This window comes from Bacillus sp. S4, assembly GCF_040838205.1.
In the GTDB taxonomy this organism is placed as follows: domain Bacteria; phylum Bacillota; class Bacilli; order Bacillales; family Bacillaceae_G; genus Bacillus_A; species Bacillus_A cereus_U.
On record NZ_JBFPJI010000007.1, the window covers coordinates 1 to 17,537 of the forward strand.

The window sequence follows — 17,537 nt, forward strand, 5'->3', positions numbered from 1 at the left end:
CCATATGTCCTCTCTTTTCCTTTCACTCTGACAATCTTCTTCTACAGTTAAACCTTACCTAACAACAACAAAATCACTCTTTTTCTAATAAACAAATAAAAAAACAAGAAAATCCTTACAATTAATAGTAATATAGAAAATAGACAAGTTTATCAAAATAGTGGAGGCTTTTTTAGTCATGATGCGTGCGCTTCGTTTAAATATAAAGCAAGCTTTTTGTAATCGTGTTTCTTTAATTATTATGTTTAGTGGATTCGTTCTTATTTGTATTTATCATTATTATTTTGTAATTCGTTATTTAGGAGATGCTGCGAATGGACCTATATCAACGGATATTAAATGGATTGGATTTCGTGGCAATGAAATGGATGTTTATTTGTTATTAATGCCAGTTATTGCGAGCCTTCCCTTTAGTACAAGTTACAACTCGGATAAATCAGATGGTTTTAAACCGTTTGTCAGTAAAGAAATTTCTATATTTCCTTATTCAGTAATGAAATATATCGTTACATTTTTTTGCGGAGGGACCCTTTATACGTTTCCATTCATCTTATCATTATTATTTTGCAAATTAACCATTCCAGACGGAGAACCGACGGCTGGTTCAGGCATTATAAATGATAACGGGATGTTCGCAAACTTATATTACGATACTCCCATCACTTACATTACTGTATATATCGGAATTAATTTTTTATTTGCAGGTTTAATGGCTCTTTTAGGACTTGCTGCATCTGCATGGTCACAAAAAGATTATATGGCGCTTCTATTTCCATTTACAACTACCGCCATTCCTTACATCCTGCTAAATACGATATTCCCTACAATAGGCGGGGCACCTATTCATTTATATGATCCAAGGCAACCGCTGCATGGCATGTCACCATATATTTTAACAATACAATGTACCTTCTTCCTCCTCGTTAGCTTATTCATGTATATACAAGGAGTAAAGCGCGATAGAAAAAAATATAGAAGAAGACTGCAAAGAAGAGATCGGTGTAGAAAAGCGTTTCAAGCATAAAAAACCTAATTTCCACATTTTATCTTGGAAATTAGGTTTTTTATTCATTTACGGCGTACCAGCCACCCCCCATAAAATAACAACCGCCGCAAAATAAATTGCTTTAGTACCTACAACTAAACATAATGAAATAATTGCATATTTACTCAATTCTCTTCTTGCTCCTATTAAAGTAAAAATGACTGCCAAACTAAATGTTATATAAGAACTTGCTGTATTTATTAGGTTATACGTAATATCTAAATTCTGTGTAAGTCCTGTTATCTCGGCTATAAACTGAATCATGACAATACTACTAAAAAAGATTGCGATTTGATTCATTAATTTCCCACTTATTAACGCTTGCATCTTTAGCCCCTCTTCCGAAAACTAAATATTCAATTAATTTTATCACCATATTACAAAAAAAGGAATTCTATCGTCATAATTATATGACGATGTAAAAACAAAAAAGAACGCTTAGTTACCTAAGCGTTCCCCTACTTTAAGAAGCCTTCTTCAAATCAATTTGAGCAAGTACTGGATCGTGGTCACTTACACGTCCATGTTCTTTCATAATGTTTGAGTTTAAGTGTACTGGGTCTACAATTGTGTGCTGTACAATGTTATTTGTTACTAAAATATGATCTAGCACTTGTGCGTTACCTTCATGAATGTACGTGTAACGATTCTCTTTCGGCACTGTGTTTAACATATCTTTTAATATCGTTCCCTCTAGTGCTTCTAAAGGTTTGGAGAATTCAAAGTCATTCATATCACCTAATACAACAACTGGTGCATTTGTATTCTTTTTCTGAATACCTTGTACGAAATGATTCACTTCTTGTGCTAATTGAACTCGTTTTTCTTCACTCTTTAATACGAGCGGCTGTACTTTTCCAAATGGCGTTGCATCTCCTATTTTTGAGTTTAAGTGATTTGCAACGACAACAACGTTTTGTCCTTGGAACGTAAATTCTGCCGCTAACGGTTTACGTGTACTTTCAAATAATGAATTTTCGTCTCCGATACGAACAACATTTTTATCAAGTAACTTCGGTACTGCTGCTAATTTCACGCGTGATGGGTTATAGAAGAAACCGACGCGAATGTTAGCTCCTGGTGCTCCTCCGTCTTGATTGTTGTTTGGAGCGATTTCTACATACTCATACTTCGGACCACGAATTTCTACCACTGCATCAATGATACGTTTTGCGCTTAATGAAGCATCTGTTGTACCGTCATTAATCGATCCGTTATTATCTTGCATTTCCTCTACACCGATAATATCTGGCATTTTTAAATTGTATTTAATAGAATACGCTAACGCTTTTACTTTTTCATCTGTTGTTTCTTTCTTATTCGCTGAGAAGTTTTCAATATTATATGTAGCAACTGTTAACTTATCAAGACGCGGTTGAATATTTGCCCCTACTTGTTTAAATCCACCGTCCACTACAGATGGTAATTCCGTTACTGGCGAAATGCGGAACGCACCGTAGTCATATCCTACTACGCCTGTTATATTACCAGTGAACGTATCTCCTACTTTCGCGACATAATCACGAGGTACTTTTACAGAAAGACGCTCTGGGTTTAATTGCTCTTTATCTAATAGCGGTGTGCCATACTTCGTTATAACTTTATCCCCACCATTTTCTACTGTTACATATAAGTTACCATTTTTCTGAGGAGCGATAATTTTTGGTGTTGGCATCGTAACGCGCATGCCTTCTACACTCTCATAAAAATCAATTGCATCTTCGTTCGGATCAAATAGACCAAATCCATCATTATCAATAATTTGATCTGGGATTTTCACTCCGTTTTCTCCTAATACAATCGCTTCTGGTAAAGTCTGATCTTTTGCGATTACACCAATGCGACTCGCTTTAATTTCTGTCGTCGTTAAGTCTGTTTCAAAGCGTTCTGCATATCCAGGCCCAACATATTCTTCTACTTCTCCATCAACTTGGACAAGGTCTCCTACCGCTACATTCACATCTTTTTTGTATACGTACATACCTTCTGAAGTAGCTGGATCATTATCCGGCTGATTATCTTCTATATAAAAACCGTTTTTATCAAGCGCTGTTACAACGCCTTCCACATTGTTTACTTTCTTCCCATTGTAAGGAGAAATATGTGATTTCCCTTGAATATCATGAATACGAACTGGTTCATTGTTTACGATAATAAATGAAAATGTTGAAATCGCTGAAGAAGTAAGCCCTTCTTTTTCTGCGATTGCTTTCACTACACTATTTTCATTCACTACAATTTGTCCGTTATAACGAACACTTTTATTTGTAGGATTAGAGCCATCTAACGTATAGTAGATTGTTGCTCCTTCTGTATTCGTTGTTAATGTTACCGCTGTTCCTTTCGCAACTTCCCCGCCATTTGGTGAAGCCACTACATCGCTAACACGGTTTTGTTCTTCTCCGTAAAACTTATGAGCTGTTACTGATTTTAAACCTGGGCTACTAAAATATAATTCAAGCGTCCCTGTCAAGCTAACTTTCTTCCCGATATTTTCAGGATGGTCTTTCACGTTTACAGCCAATCTCACATCGCCTTTTGGCAACTGAACAGGCATGATTTTGTCTGGATTCGTTTCGTTTGGCGAATCGGCAATTGCCACGTTTGTGTCGTCAAACTTAGCCGGATTTTTCGTGTATTTAGAAGGACTTTGCGTATACCCAACGATATATCCTTCCACTATCCCCTTCGTTTTCCCTTGCTGCTTAAATACTTGAATTGCATCTTGCACTGACATAGAAGTATTTCCTTCTGCATGTGCTAAAGTACCAGTAAATGAAATCAATAGTATCAATGATAAAAAAATACTTACGACTTTCTTCACAGCCATCTCCCTCTCTTTATTTCATATTTTCTCGGCATTTCTATCATAGCAAATAGTTCTTTATAAAGAACTATATTTCGACAAGTTTTACAAAAAATTAATCTTACCTTTAAAAAGAAAAGCACCCTAAAAATATTAGGATGCTTTTCTTACCACGCTACTAATTCCGTTTCTGCTACCTTCTCTAAATGAGATACTACATGCTTTGCGGCTCTCTCACCTTGCTCAATACAAGCCGGAAGACCAGAACCAGCGTAAGAACTACCTGCCAAATACACACCTGGCAACTCATTCTCCATAAATGTTGTGAGCTTTTTCATTCGCTCTTTATGGCCAACTGTATATTGAGGCATCGCTTCTTTCCAGCGGCTTACAATTGTAAACTCTGGATCCTCTGTAATATCCATTGTCTTTTGTAAGTCCTCTAATACAAGCTGCACAATTTCTTCGTCAGTTTGTTCAACAATCGCTTCATCACCAGGTCGTCCAACGTAACAACGAAGAAGTGCCTTTCCTTCTGGCGTTGTATGTGGCCATTTTTTATGTGTCCACGTACACGCTGTAATCGTGTAATCACTATTTCTTGATACGACAAATCCCGTACCATCAATATCACGCTGAATTGCAGACTTCGGGAAAGCAAGTGCCACGTTTGCAACTGATGTAGACGGAATGTTACGGAAGAAACGAAACTGCTTGTACTGCGCAAACATAGACGGCAATATTTTATGCGGTGCTGTAACTACAATCGCGTCTGCTTCCATTTCTTTTCCGTTACTAAGAGTAATCGTATAACTATCACCAAGTTTTGCAACTTTTTCAATACGAGTTCCCTTCATTACCATATCATTAGGAATCTTCACTTCAAGAGATTCTACTATAGATTCTAAACCGTTTTTCACAGTTTTAAAGATTCCCTTTTTCAATTCAGCCTTCTCTTGCTTTGGAGCGAGCGTACGCATACCGAGTGAAATACTACGATGCTCCTGTTCAATTTGATAAATTTGAGGGAATGTTGACATTAAACTCATTTCATCAATATCCCCTGTATAAATACCAGATAATAATGGCTCAATTAAATTTTCAACGACTTCATTTCCAAGGCGATGCCTGAAAAACTGCCCGAGTGATTGGTCAGATACTGGCTTTGATCTAGGCATTAACAGATCAAAACCAGCTCTTAGTTTACCAATTGGGGAGAACAATCCGGAAAATAGAAACGGCGTAATTTGCGTTGGAATTCCCATCATTGAACCGCTCGGCATTTTATGTAACCGATTGTTTACGAGAACGAACGATTGACCGGTCGCATTATTTACAAGTTCAGCATCAAGTCCTAATTCTTTCACTAATTTAGCTGCGCTCTCTTTTCTTGCTAAGAAAGAATCAGGGCCACGTTCAATTGTAAATCCATCTTTTTGAACGGTTTGAATTTTCCCGCCAAGTTTACCGGACGCTTCTATAAGCAATGCATCTATCGGCAAGTTTTTTTCACGAATTTCTTTTTGTAAGTTATACATTGTTGTTAATCCTGTGATGCCACCGCCGATGATCACAACTTTTTCCCTCAAGTAAGCTCCCCCTTTCTACTTACATTACAGATTCTTTTTTCTTTAATACAACATCTGCTAAACAGTCGATAAATGCGTCCGATGCGTTTGGCATTTCTGGACGATAATATTTCGCGCCAATTTCATCCGTTACAACTTTACACTCAAAGTCATTGTCATATAAAACTTCTAAATGTTCCGCAACAAATCCAACTGGTGCATATACGAATGAACTGTATCCGTACTTTTCATTTAGTTCTCTCGTTAAATCTTGTACATCTGGACCAATCCAAGGATCTGGTGTATTTCCGGCACTTTGCCAGCCAACTGCATAATTTGCTACTTCAGCACCGCGTGCAATATAGTCAGCTGTTTCATTTAATTGATCTGGATATGGATCGCCGAGTGCGATAATTTTTTCTGGTAAGCTATGTGCAGATACGATTAACACAGCTTTTTCACGTTCTGCTTCTGACATACCGTTATATATACCTTTCACTGCATCGACCCAATACTGAATAAATTTCGGTTCTTTATACCAGCTATCAATGCCGTGAATTGTTAAGTTTCCAAGTTTTTCTGCTTCTTCTTGCGCTCGTCCTACATACGACTTCACACTAAAAGTAGAATAGTGAGGGGCAAGAACGAGTGCAATTGCATCTTCTATTCCATCTTTATGCATAGCTTGTACTGCATCTTCAATGAACGGTTCAATATGTTTTAAACCAAGATACATGTGGTACTCTACTTCATCTTGCATTTCATTTAAACGCGTCTCTAACTTTTTAGCTTGCTCTAATGTAATAGTAGCTAAAGGAGAAATACCACCAATTGCACGGTAACGCTCTGTTAAATCTTCTAGCATTTCAGGACTTGGCTTTCTTCCTCTGCGAATATGTGTATAGTAACGTTCAATATCTTCTTCTTTATATGGCGTTCCGTATGCCATTACAAGCAAACCAATTTTCTTTTTCATACAGACAATCTCCTTTACTTCGCTAACTGTTCTTTAGAGTACTCATGAATAAATGTAGTTAAGCGTTTTAATGTATCTGGATTTACTTCTGGGAATACGCCGTGACCTAAGTTAAAGATGTAACCTGGCTGCTTCATCCCTTGATCTAAAATACCTTTTACATGTTCTTCAATAACAGGCCAAGGTGCTAATAAGAATGAAGGGTCCATATTTCCTTGTACCGCCTTATGAACACCACGCGTGCGTGCTTCTTCAATTGATAAGCGCCAATCTAAACCGACTACATCAAGAGGTAAGTCATGCCATTCATTCACTAAGTGTCCTGCCCCAACGCCGTGCATAATCATTGGAACACCCATCGTGCGAACTTCTGCAAAAATACGTTCCATTGCTGGTTTAATAAATATGCGGTAATCCGCTACATTTACTGTTCCAACCCAAGAATCGAAAATTTGAACCGCTTTTACTCCTGCATTAATTTGCGCTTTTAAATATGTAATAACCATATCTGCAAGCTTATCCATTAAAGCGAACCAAGCTTTCGGCTCTGCATACATAAACGCTTTCGTATTATGATAGTTACGAGAAGGACCGCCTTCAATCATATAGCTCGCTAACGTAAATGGAGCTCCTGAAAAACCGATTAACGGTACATCTAACATTTCTGTCGTTAATAAACGAATTGTATCTAATATGTAAGGTACATCATCTTCTGGATTGATTTCCCCTAATTTTTCTACGTCTTGTAAAGAACGGATTGGATTATCGATAACTGGACCAATACCAGATTTAATTTCAACATCAACACCAATTGCAGGTAGTGGTGACATAATATCTTTATAAAGAATTGCTGCGTCTACATTATATTGATCAACTGGCAACTTTGTAACGTAAGCGCACAACTCTGGATTATGTGTAATTTCAAATAAAGAATAGTTCTCTTTTATCTTTCTATATTCCGGCTGTGAACGACCTGCTTGACGCATATACCATGCTGGTACATACTCCGTGCGTTCCCCCCTACATGCTTTTAAAAATGTCTCATTTATAGTTCTTACCAAGACCCTAGCTCCCTTCCTTACCAATGCTTTTTCTTTAAATATGCTCTATTCCGATATTTATCTTTTTTTACTATACAGCTTGTAAAAACAAAATGCATAACATTATGTACGTTGTTCATTAAATTGACACAAACGTTCGTAAAACCGTTTACTATTTTCACAACATTCTTATTATAGCACAGAGAAAAACTACGGTTTAGCTACTTTTGACTTTTCTCCTTCACGGTTCGTTTGTGTGTTATATGGCACAACGTAAAAACTTGATTTTGAGAATATATTAATAAACTTTTCCTCATATTTTCCTGTTCCTTTTACCGTCCCAACGTGAGTATGAATTCCTTTTTCAACTTTATAAATCCGGTACATAATTCTCTCATCAGGAAGCGGCGTCCAGCTTAGTTTCATCGCAAATAAACCGAAAGGACTAAATGCTAGTTTTGCTTCCACGTTTTGAATCTTATCTAAACGAATTGGCAGTCCAATTGTTTCAACACCTTTTGGCCTATGAAAACTCGCTTTATCTTGTATATTTGCTTTCGTTAAAATTTTTTTAAATAACATCGTTGCCGATGCATTTCCATCTTGTAATTGATGCTCTTTATCGGTGCGGTCATAGCCAATCCAAACTGCACCTACTAAATTCGGTGTATATCCAACAAACCACATATCGCGCGCACCATGATCATCATTCGGCAGTGAAGTTGTGCCTGTTTTTCCAGCTAAAGCTCCATTATATACGCCAGCTTTCGCCGTACCTTCTTTCACAACTCCTTCAAGCATCTTTGTCATATACCATGCCGTTTGCTTTGAAAAGACTTTCGTTTCAGCTTTTGATGATTCTCCAATGACTGCCCCGTGTCTATTTAACACTTTATCAATAACGTGCGGTTCGATAATATTCCCGTTTGCTAAAAAAGAGCGGTACATTTTAACAAGATCAAATGGAGAAACGCCGTTTTTTAGCCCGCCAAGTGCTGTGCTTAAACCTGAGTCCGAAATATGAACATTCCCTTTCTCTAAATATTGCTTTCCCTCATCTACCCCTAATTCATTTAATAAAGATACAGCTGGCACATTTGCTGATTCTAATACCGCATCGTACATCGTCATCTCTTTCGTATACTCATGATTATAATTTCGAGGTTCATAGCCTTCAAACGAACTTTTTTCATTCGTTAATAAAGAATATGGATTATATTTCTTCGTCTCAAGTGCTGGTCCATATACGATAAGTGGCTTTAAAACAGAACCCGGCTGCCTTTTTGCAAAAACACGATTAAGCCCTCTCGGAACATACTCTCTTCCACCAATCGCGGCTTTAATTCCGCCAGTCTGGTTATCCATTAATAAAAATGCACCTTGCGCCCCGTTTTCTTTACCAGGGAAATTTCTCGCATCTTGAAACTGGTTATATGCTACCTTTTGAACTTTTTCATCCATTGGTACGACAAACGTATATCCTCCGCGCAGTACTTCTTGATGCGATAAACCGTATAAACGCGCTGCTTCATCTATAACCATATCGATATACGGCATATATGCGAGTTCACGTTCATCTGCATTTTTATAAAGAGCGATTGTTTTTCCTTGGTAACGAACACTATCTTCCGCTGTTAAATAGCCTTGTTTATGCATAAGTGACAAAACAAGATCACGGCGCTCTTTACTCTTCTCAGGAGATAAGTACGGTGAATAGCCATTTGGCGCTTTCGGAAGCCCTGCAAGCATAGCTCCCTCTTCCACTGTTAAATCTTCTACATTTTTATTAAAATACAATTTAGCCGCCGCTTGAATACCATATGCCCCGTGACCAAAATAAATATGGTTCATGTACATTTCAAGAATTTGCTGCTTCGTATATTTTTGCTCTAATTGAAGAGAAATTGCGACCTCTTTCAATTTACGCGTAAATGTTTTTTCGCGAGTTAAAAAGACATTTTTAGCTAGTTGCTGCGTAATTGTACTACCGCCTTCTACCTTCTCTCCAGCTAAAGCGTCTTTATAAAGCGCCCGAAATATAGAAGGGTAATCAATTCCTTGATGCTCATAAAAACGCGAATCTTCCACAGCAATAAATGCTTGCTGCACGTACTTTGGAATTTCTTCGATCGGCACGAGCTCTCTATTTTCCACATATAACTTCGTAATTTCTTTTCCTTTCTGGTCAACGATACGTGATGAAGAGTGGAAAACAAGCTGCTTTTCATCCATCATATAGCCACCAGCTAACACAATAAGTTTATAAAGTACAATCGCTACTACAAACGTTGCTAACCCGCCTAATAAAGTCCACTTTGCTTTCTTCATACATCGGCCTTCTTTCCAAATGATGGTACATTTATTATTTGAAAAAGGACTATCTTTATGTATATAATCTTCGAAGTTTTTCACAAGAGTTGATATAATAGAGACAAACTTATAAAGGGGGCATTAAAATGAAGGCTATTATTTCATACGAAACACCTCTAGAACAAGCGCATTTCACTGCAAAAAATAACGAAAAAGATATGTTTTATAAAGAAAATACTGAAGAATCTGTAGAATCCTCACTTCAATATGACGTATTAGACGCTGTTGGAGAATTTAAAGGACAACCTGGCTACATCGTTTGTAACAACATTTCTGTAACAGACGAAGGTCGCCCTGTATTTGAAAACCGTTTTAAAAACCGCGCTGGTCTTATCGAAAACGAACCTGGTTTCCAAGCAATCCGCGTTCTTCGCCCATTAAGTAATGATACATATGTCATTTTAACGATGTGGGAAACAGAGCAAAACTTTAAAGACTGGACAGAATCACGTTCATTCGAAAACGCTCATAAAAAACGCCCTGCACAAGCAGAAGGACAAGCACAGGCGCATCCACATGCAGAACAGCAAAAAAGCATTTTCTCTCGCCCGTCGTTCGTGACTACTTTTGATGTGTTAGTTTAGGTTTCGTAGTTCGGAGCCTTCGGTATGTGAAATTATATCGGCGATTTTTCGAATATATCGGCGCAACTCGAAATATATCAGCGATTTTTGAAATATATCGGCGCAACTCAAATTATATCAGCGATTTTTTGAATATATCGACTTATCGACAAATGACGACACAAAAAAGGAAACACCATTACACACTGGTGTTTCCTTTTTCTTTGTACCAATTATATATGCGAAGCGCGTCTTCTTTTCGCATATGCTTCACTTCATAACCATGTCCCGCTACCGATACGGCAGCTGTACATAACTCGTCTTTCTTTTGAAAATGCGACTGATTATATCCTACTGCTTGAACATGCCTTCTTCGCATGATCCCTGTATATTTCGCAAGGCCTCGGTACACCATTACTAACTGATTTTCTCGTATCATATATCCACCACTTTTATATCTAGCGTATGCAAGTAACGTAAATACAATAAATAACGGTATAAGAACGAACAGCGCAGTATGTTGTTTAAAATATATACTCGCACCGGCGATCGGCATTGCGAGCACAGCACTTGTAATCCAGCCCATTACGACATAACGACGCAATGCAGCCTTCGGTAAATGAACGATTGCTTCTTCTATTTCATACGGCAACTGTAAATATGCGAGTAACTGCTGCACATCTTTCTTCTTCATAAAAGGATGTAACATCACTTCATCCCCGGCGGATTCTATACTTTGAATGACTTCCACTTCGACAGAACAATAACCGAAAGGCTGCCGAAGAATTCCTTCTTTCACAGTAATCGCTTGAATGCGGTGTAATTTTAAAACAAACTCTTTCTTATCAAATAGCCCTTGAACGATACGAATTTCATTTCTGTTTCGCTCAATTTTAAAGTTCGCATATTTTAACGCATAGCCAGCTGTAGAAATGACCCACGAAATTACCATTAAAATCGCGGCCATAACGATTAATTCATATACACCGTTATCCATCACATACGCTTCCACTTTATTTATGAGCCATTTTGGTAGAAATTGATTAAACTCTGAGTAAATAAGAAGAAGTCCAGAAAATACTAACCCGAATCTACCAGATGTAATAGATGCGAATAAAATTTCTTTCGCTGTTAACTGATAAATCGTCTTACTTTCTTCTTCCGCAGGCGTCTCTTCACTCACAACGCTTCTTTCTTTATGTAATAAGGCAATTAGTTCCTTCGCTTCTTCTTCTTTAATACCCGCTAACATCACTTCTGGCTCAGTACCGCCGCCAGCTACTTCAATATTTAGCTTCGTAAGTCCAAGTAATTGATAAATAACGTTAGAAGACGTACTAATATTTTGCACACGGTCTTTATTTAAATAGCTTTCTTTCTTCACGAACACACCATGTTTTATATGTAAAATATTATTTTCAACCCAGTACACTTTAAAATACCATTTTACAGCTGAGAAAATAGCCATAATGAATAAAACAAACAGAAGGAAAAGATAAAATAAATACCAAGGCTTCACTTGTTCTTCAGGTTTAAACATAACAAGAATAATAAGTGGTAACAAACTCGCAATTCGAATACCTAACAAAATCGTGATCGGATGTTGCCTCTTATACACCCTCATCACTCACTTTCGCAAGCTCTCCAATTTGTCTTTTCAACTGCTCTGCTTCTTCTTTCGTTAAACCTGGAATACTATGAGAAGTTGCCGCTGTTGAAATATGTAATTCTGCTAAATTATACTTTCTCATAATCGGCCCTTGTTCAATTGTAACGTGCTGCACGCGGATCATCGGAATAAGCACGCGCTTTACAACGAACATTCCCTTTTGAATTTCAATCTCTTCTTCATTTAATCTGTAACTATAATAGCGCTGACGTAAATTTGGAAACACAAAATAATCAAGCGGGATAAATGTAATAGCACCTGTTACTAACAATCCAAACAACCAGCCCCACCAGTTAAAGTTAATCATAAAAAAGAAATACGCAATTACGACTGCTAGTATAACCGCTGCCCCAATTAAAGCATGAATCCTCCACACTTTTAGCATATTAGAATGAATCTCCTTTTCTAACGGCTGCATCTCATCACTCCAATTATATGAATTTATTAATTATATATTAGCAGAAAATAAGGCTTTATATACAATTTTGTAAAATTATAGTTATCACATCATATCGAGCATTTCTTTAAAATTCCCTTCATTAATTGAATACACATAAATAAAGAAGAACCAATAGCCTCTCTTCTTTCTACAAATCATTTCTTCTATAATAACTTTATTATTAAATATAAATTTCTTCTTTCCAACTACTGGATTTTGATTTGACCACAATTAAATTTTCATTTTCCCATTTTAATGTGCCTAAAAATCTTGAATACACCATTTCGTTACCTACCTCTTCCACCAATAACTGATCGCGAATCTTTAAACCCTTTTCATCATACACCTCGCATCGTAGCTGGAAACCTTTGACGCGATGAATCCCTTTTAATATCGCTATCTTCTTACGGCTTGGGCTTTTTTTAGGTGTCTTCCCTACTAAAAATATCCCTTCATAGTTTTGTTTCACAATTTCTCCTAAAGACTTTTCGACATACTCTCTAACAATAGATGGTGAGAGAGTAGAGTTTACTTCAAGTCCGGGGATAACATATTGACGTACTAGTTTACAAAACTCGTTGTATTTCTCTTCAACTGAATCAAGTGTTAAAAATCCCATAAAATCATAAGGAACATCTACACGAATTTCCCCTAAAGATCTATTCACGTTATATGAAATATCAGTGTTTTCATTAGCTAAACAGTAAACAGTAACTTGCTCAATCTCTCCTAATCCCATCTCAAAATCGCTAATTGCCTTTGAAAAAATTAACTCGAAAATCCTAATTTCATGCACACGCAAATAATGTTTTTTAGGACGTTGTTTTTTCCAATCATAAAACTTTACTTTGAGCACTATAATTCACTCCTTTTAATAAAAAACACTATAAAAATAGTGTAATCCTACAATATCATAGCCTCACACATCAATTATATAAAAAATAAAGCTAGTTTTTTATAATTTTTTTGATATAATTACTTACGGGAAAAGGGAAGACATTTATCTTCCCTTGTGTTTTTGTTTGCATCTAGTACTTTTGCTAGATGCTTTTTTTTATGCTAAAAAGGTATCCTCCAATAAGAAGGATACCTTTTTACTTTCATTATCTCTGTTTTGTTGCTGTTAAAATCCCACTGCCTAGTACACTTGCGATTTATAACTATCTAAAGTTACAGATTAATAGTAGATCCAGAAAAATAACCTTACATTTTGTAGAATAATTTTTCTATGTCATATCTCCGTTACATCGTACTACTTCACTTTCTACCTGTGTTGTTCCACAATCGCACCCTATTCTGGAATAAGCTAATGAATATTTTTCTCATTCTATCATTTTTCACTTTACTAGGGACCCGAAAATCAACATATTATTTGAAGCTTGAAGCGAAGATAAAAGAAGTACAAAATCGTTTAGGCCACTCAATGTGAAGACAATGATGGATATCTATGCTCATGTTGCTTTTAGTAACAATTAAAAGACCAGAACATCTAATAATAGACGTTCTGGTCTTTTTGCCATCATTAATTTAGTAATCTTGCCCACCATATGGATTAGCAGAAATGCTTCTATTTTCTGAGTCATATTCATCACAATACCAACCATCTACATCAGCAAAATGTAGCGTTTCGTCTCCACAATTTTCACAATATGCTTCAATATTATTTGCCATAATTTCACACGCTCCTATTAGAAATTAGAAATTATAATTTAAAAATGGTAACTTTACACTAGTGTCTACTTCTCCTGTATACAACTCTACAAATGCATTTGAAGTTTCATGCGGTATATAGATTGTTGTGACTTTCTCGTCAATATGTACGTAAGCAATTACTTCCATGTATTCATCACAGTCTTTCATAGGTACAAAGGTTAGACAAGGAGATACCCCTAAAGGTACTTCTTTCTTATCTATAAATTCCTTACACATGACAGTCTTCTCTACTTGATATGTAGTTATATGTACATTGTCTACTTCTGTTATTTTTACATTAGTCGGTATCTCTATACCTAATAGATTACACCACCTGTTTAAGATGGACTTTTTCTCTGTACTTAATATAATTTCACCTTCACCATTTAAAACAAAAAGAGACTCCTTTTGGTCTCTCCCTACTTTTACCTGTTTCATCTCAATCATATTGGATACCCCTTTGTGAGATATTAGTTGAAGTATTGTTTCAGTAACTCACTACCTGTTTTAAGTCTTGTATAATATTGCCCATCTTTCTTCTCGAATTCACCGTTGTTAGCAAATTCTTTCTTTACACTTTCTAAGTTTGATGAATCAATAATACCAAACACATCGCCTATTTCAAAGTTACCTTCTTCATTTATACACTCTTCTAATAAGTAGTGTTTGTCTTCTTCTAAAGGAACTATCTTACCTTTTGTAATCGAATACAGATGTTTTGTTTCCTCTACCTGTACCGTAATAAAAATCCAACCAACTCTTACAATGGTACATGGCGTTAACCCCTCAAATGTAAGTGCAACTACTTTTTGGTCTTTCTTGAATTTCCCCATCCTTGATACCCCTTTTAAATAGATTTATTTCTCCTAAAATCTACTATTTTATAGCGTAACCATAGTCTCTCAAACATCTATCTGCCCTAAGTAATACATCTCTAAGAGTTTCCTTTTCTGTATATCCTAGTTCACTAATCTTTTTTTTTTTGCATATTCTAGTTCACTATCAATCGTATTCCAGTATACTTTACCGTATTTCGTTACAGTTTCTACATGAATATCCTCAACATAAGCTTCGTGTCGTTCCATTACATCTTTACCGTTTTCTCTGTATCCTAAATACTTATAGAATGCACCTACCCCTAAGTCTTCTCCTGTACCACTTACCTTAGTGAAACCTGCTCTTGCACTACCTATATGGAATGGCATGTTCTACCCCTCTCTTATTTTAATATGATATTATAGCGTTCTCTTTGTTGTGAACTCATAAACTGCCCTACAAATTGTAGTTCATGCCATTTAAACTCTTTCATTTGCTGTTTTTGTTTATTTGTTTTCAAGTTTACTTTGACTACCATTTTAAAGGCTTGCTGACCTGTTTCATTTAATGTATTGTAGAAACTTTTTAAATAACTAATCTGTAAAGGAGATAGTTTACCATCTTCCTTTATTTGTTTTACAATACTATTATAGAAGTTATTATTCTTTGGTACAATTTTCTCATCTAATTCACGGCTTAAGAATCGTTTTAAATAATCATTCTTATCTTCTGTTAGACGTTTCTCTGTAACTACGTTTCCTTTTGTATCATAGAAAGTTTCTGTAAATCCTTCTGTAAACTTCTTGATACATTCAGAACCTACTACCATTGCTTGCTTGTTTAGTCGATTGATAATTGTAAACTCATAACGGATTCTTTCATGGCAACATAGATGACAGTTTGCTCCACAAAACTTATTGTCTACCATTCCATAATATACCCATTCTTGCTTTGCCTTTGAAAAATTATGCTTTTCTACACTTTGTAATAAATTGAAATTTTTTTATAGAGCTAACCTGCATGGTTAGTTCTATAAGAATTAAAGAAGATGACCTCTGTTGAATACAGAAATCATCTTCATGTTGTTGCATAACTTTTTTCAAAATGCCCCTTACAAAGGGTACAGATTAATCATTAAGCTTCTTTTATTATCTACTGTTTTCATAAATCATTATAACTACCAAAATATTTTTCACAAAAGTTTACCGTTATTTATGATACGGTTCACCGTACATACTTAAATGGCCGTTTTCACTTCTAAAATATACATGAATCTTTACTAGAAATATAAAGATTCATCGTATCCTCTTCATCGATTTAGTGCATTTCAATAACTGTACCATCTTCAAATACCTTGAATACTCCAGTAAATCCTGATCCAGCTGCGCCTTCTATTTTATATGTCGTACGCACTCTAATTTTATAATATTTCTTTCCATTTTCGACTTGTGTATCCTCTAAAGTGTATTGATATTCTTCATTATATTCTTTTTTAATATATCCTTTAGCTTTCTCAAAAGTAAATTCATCTTGCTTCTTCTCTGTCTCTACCTTTTGATTCTTTTCCGTCTCTACCTTTTGATTCTTCTCTGTCTCTACTTTTTGGTTCTTTTCTGTCTCTACCTTTTGATTCTTTTCTGTCTCTGCTTTTTGGTTCTTTTCTGTCGCTACCTTCTGATTCTTTTCTGCCTCTACCTTTTGGTTCTTCTCTGTCGCTACCTTTTGACTCGTTACTGCATCATTTTTTTGTGCCTTCGCTGCTGCCGTTACATTCTTTGCATTTTTTTCTTCTTCACCAATTTTAGTGATTAATCCTAAAGCTTTTTTATTATATTCTTCAAGGTTCTTGTTATCTTTTGTTTCTGAAACTACCTTATTTAACATCTCTTTCGCTTCTGCATAATTTTTCTTACTTATTAACTCTTCACTTTTCACCAGCTGCTCTTCATACTTCTTTTTTTGTTCTAAGATCGCTACTAATGCTGTTCGTTCTTCCTTTGCTTGTTTTATAAGCGCATTACTTCCATTCTTCACGCTCTCTACTTTTTCAAGTGACTTGATCGATTCTTCTAATTTTGCTTCTTCTTTTAGCTTCACTGCTTCAATCATTGCTTTCGTTTGCTCTACAAACACTTTTGCATCTGAATCATCTTTTTTCTCATCTAGTGCTCTTTCAAATGATGATAAAGCATTTTTATATTCTTTATTCGTTAACGCCGTCTTCCCCTCATCCATCGCTTTTTCAAAATCCCCATTACTACATCCCGCTAGCATTAAAAACGTAAGTCCAATTACTGTTAATAACTTTCTCATTTTCTCTCCCCCTATATATGCCTAAAACAATAACGTCATATGTATAAAAGTCTGTGTAGTAATTAGACTGAAAGTAAACTATGTACTACATTTTGTGTTGGAAAAGAAGTACATTTCATTCACTATCATTACTTAAAATTCCTAAATAGTTGGTAGTCTTCTTCTTTTAAGACAGAAAGGAATTTTAATAATGTGCATAAAGCTCTCACTCAGGCTCTTTACTACACACACTCTTATACA

General features: G+C 35.9%; 17 protein-coding genes. 2 read left to right on the forward strand and 15 right to left on the reverse strand.

What is annotated here, in order from left to right:
- The first annotated feature begins 178 nt into the window (after window positions 1-178).
- Window positions 179-1,024, forward strand: coding sequence for a hypothetical protein (locus AB3X48_RS02010; RefSeq protein WP_367958666.1), 846 nt, complete (start codon window positions 179-181; stop codon window positions 1,022-1,024).
- Between the two features lie 48 nt (window positions 1,025-1,072).
- Here the strand turns inward: AB3X48_RS02010 and AB3X48_RS02015 are convergent, their stop codons facing one another.
- The 6 genes from AB3X48_RS02015 to AB3X48_RS02040 all read right to left on the reverse strand — a co-directional run bounded on the left by AB3X48_RS02015 (window position 1,073) and on the right by AB3X48_RS02040 (window position 9,763).
- Window positions 1,073-1,372 (reverse strand): hypothetical protein, encoded by a 300-nt coding sequence (locus AB3X48_RS02015; RefSeq protein WP_002158971.1) that lies wholly within the window; start codon window positions 1,370-1,372, stop codon window positions 1,073-1,075.
- Between the two features lie 136 nt (window positions 1,373-1,508).
- A complete protein-coding gene (locus tag AB3X48_RS02020; protein WP_246907688.1) occupies window positions 1,509-3,875 on the reverse strand; it encodes a DUF6359 domain-containing protein in 2,367 nt (788 codons plus the stop codon).
- 143 nt (window positions 3,876-4,018) lie between these two features.
- Window positions 4,019-5,440 (reverse strand): protoporphyrinogen oxidase, encoded by a 1,422-nt coding sequence (hemY, locus tag AB3X48_RS02025; protein WP_367958669.1) that lies wholly within the window; start codon window positions 5,438-5,440, stop codon window positions 4,019-4,021.
- 19 nt (window positions 5,441-5,459) lie between these two features.
- Complete coding sequence (hemH, locus tag AB3X48_RS02030; RefSeq protein WP_002158974.1) at window positions 5,460-6,395, reverse strand: ferrochelatase; 936 nt, start codon at window positions 6,393-6,395, stop codon at window positions 5,460-5,462.
- A gap of 14 nt (window positions 6,396-6,409) precedes the next feature.
- Window positions 6,410-7,456 (reverse strand): uroporphyrinogen decarboxylase, encoded by a 1,047-nt coding sequence (gene hemE, locus AB3X48_RS02035; RefSeq protein ID WP_016104109.1) that lies wholly within the window; start codon window positions 7,454-7,456, stop codon window positions 6,410-6,412.
- Window positions 7,457-7,645: 189 nt separating this feature from the next.
- Window positions 7,646-9,763, reverse strand: coding sequence for a transglycosylase domain-containing protein (locus AB3X48_RS02040; RefSeq protein WP_016104108.1), 2,118 nt, complete (start codon window positions 9,761-9,763; stop codon window positions 7,646-7,648).
- Window positions 9,764-9,891: 128 nt separating this feature from the next.
- Between AB3X48_RS02040 and hmoB the strand changes: the two genes are divergently transcribed.
- Window positions 9,892-10,389 carry a heme-degrading monooxygenase HmoB gene (hmoB, locus tag AB3X48_RS02045; RefSeq protein ID WP_016104107.1) on the forward strand — a complete coding sequence of 166 codons (498 nt, stop codon included), beginning with the start codon at window positions 9,892-9,894 and terminating at the stop codon, window positions 10,387-10,389.
- A 178-nt stretch (window positions 10,390-10,567) separates the two neighbouring features.
- On the opposite strand, the gene AB3X48_RS02050 is transcribed toward hmoB, so the two are convergent.
- From AB3X48_RS02050 to AB3X48_RS02090, 9 genes are all read right to left on the reverse strand, one after another.
- The gene (locus AB3X48_RS02050; protein ID WP_016104106.1) at window positions 10,568-11,986 is read right to left on the reverse strand and encodes a PH domain-containing protein; all 1,419 of its coding nucleotides are present in this window, start codon (window positions 11,984-11,986) and stop codon (window positions 10,568-10,570) included.
- Window positions 11,979-12,455, reverse strand: coding sequence for a PH domain-containing protein (locus tag AB3X48_RS02055; protein WP_002158981.1), 477 nt, complete (start codon window positions 12,453-12,455; stop codon window positions 11,979-11,981). The genes AB3X48_RS02050 and AB3X48_RS02055 overlap by 8 nt, the downstream gene beginning before the upstream one ends.
- A gap of 202 nt (window positions 12,456-12,657) precedes the next feature.
- Window positions 12,658-13,332: a hypothetical protein gene (locus AB3X48_RS02060; RefSeq protein WP_133059473.1), complete on the reverse strand. Its 675-nt coding sequence runs from the start codon at window positions 13,330-13,332 to the stop codon at window positions 12,658-12,660.
- Between the two features lie 671 nt (window positions 13,333-14,003).
- The gene (locus AB3X48_RS02065; protein ID WP_016104104.1) at window positions 14,004-14,147 is read right to left on the reverse strand and encodes a hypothetical protein; all 144 of its coding nucleotides are present in this window, start codon (window positions 14,145-14,147) and stop codon (window positions 14,004-14,006) included.
- 24 nt (window positions 14,148-14,171) lie between these two features.
- Complete coding sequence (locus AB3X48_RS02070; protein ID WP_016104103.1) at window positions 14,172-14,615, reverse strand: hypothetical protein; 444 nt, start codon at window positions 14,613-14,615, stop codon at window positions 14,172-14,174.
- 23 nt (window positions 14,616-14,638) lie between these two features.
- On the reverse strand, window positions 14,639-15,001 hold the full coding sequence (locus tag AB3X48_RS02075; protein WP_016104102.1) for a hypothetical protein: 363 nt from the start codon (window positions 14,999-15,001) through the stop codon (window positions 14,639-14,641).
- Window positions 15,002-15,127: 126 nt separating this feature from the next.
- Window positions 15,128-15,373: a hypothetical protein gene (locus AB3X48_RS02080; protein WP_016104101.1), complete on the reverse strand. Its 246-nt coding sequence runs from the start codon at window positions 15,371-15,373 to the stop codon at window positions 15,128-15,130.
- 14 nt (window positions 15,374-15,387) lie between these two features.
- A complete protein-coding gene (locus tag AB3X48_RS02085; RefSeq protein ID WP_016104100.1) occupies window positions 15,388-15,912 on the reverse strand; it encodes a hypothetical protein in 525 nt (174 codons plus the stop codon).
- A 389-nt stretch (window positions 15,913-16,301) separates the two neighbouring features.
- Window positions 16,302-17,297: a hypothetical protein gene (locus AB3X48_RS02090; RefSeq protein ID WP_367958676.1), complete on the reverse strand. Its 996-nt coding sequence runs from the start codon at window positions 17,295-17,297 to the stop codon at window positions 16,302-16,304.
- Window positions 17,298-17,537: the final 240 nt, after the last annotated feature.

What these genes read in the sequence shown, in the direction of transcription:
- AB3X48_RS02090 (WP_367958676.1), bottom strand. Translation starts at nt 17,297, where the DNA reads ATGAGAAAGTTATTAACAGTAATTGGACTTACGTTTTTAATGCTAGCG.
- hemH (WP_002158974.1), bottom strand. Translation starts at nt 6,395, where the DNA reads ATGAAAAAGAAAATTGGTTTGCTTGTAATGGCATACGGAACGCCATAT.
- AB3X48_RS02065 (WP_016104104.1), bottom strand. Translation starts at nt 14,147, where the DNA reads ATGGCAAATAATATTGAAGCATATTGTGAAAATTGTGGAGACGAAACG.
- hmoB (WP_016104107.1), top strand. Translation starts at nt 9,892, where the DNA reads ATGAAGGCTATTATTTCATACGAAACACCTCTAGAACAAGCGCATTTC.
- AB3X48_RS02055 (WP_002158981.1), bottom strand. Translation starts at nt 12,455, where the DNA reads ATGCAGCCGTTAGAAAAGGAGATTCATTCTAATATGCTAAAAGTGTGG.
- AB3X48_RS02080 (WP_016104101.1), bottom strand. Translation starts at nt 15,373, where the DNA reads ATGCCATTCCATATAGGTAGTGCAAGAGCAGGTTTCACTAAGGTAAGT.
- AB3X48_RS02040 (WP_016104108.1), bottom strand. Translation starts at nt 9,763, where the DNA reads ATGAAGAAAGCAAAGTGGACTTTATTAGGCGGGTTAGCAACGTTTGTA.
- AB3X48_RS02075 (WP_016104102.1), bottom strand. Translation starts at nt 15,001, where the DNA reads ATGGGGAAATTCAAGAAAGACCAAAAAGTAGTTGCACTTACATTTGAG.
- AB3X48_RS02010 (WP_367958666.1), top strand. Translation starts at nt 179, where the DNA reads ATGATGCGTGCGCTTCGTTTAAATATAAAGCAAGCTTTTTGTAATCGT.
- AB3X48_RS02085 (WP_016104100.1), bottom strand. Translation starts at nt 15,912, where the DNA reads ATGGTAGACAATAAGTTTTGTGGAGCAAACTGTCATCTATGTTGCCAT.
- AB3X48_RS02020 (WP_246907688.1), bottom strand. Translation starts at nt 3,875, where the DNA reads ATGGCTGTGAAGAAAGTCGTAAGTATTTTTTTATCATTGATACTATTG.
- AB3X48_RS02015 (WP_002158971.1), bottom strand. Translation starts at nt 1,372, where the DNA reads ATGCAAGCGTTAATAAGTGGGAAATTAATGAATCAAATCGCAATCTTT.
- AB3X48_RS02070 (WP_016104103.1), bottom strand. Translation starts at nt 14,615, where the DNA reads ATGATTGAGATGAAACAGGTAAAAGTAGGGAGAGACCAAAAGGAGTCT.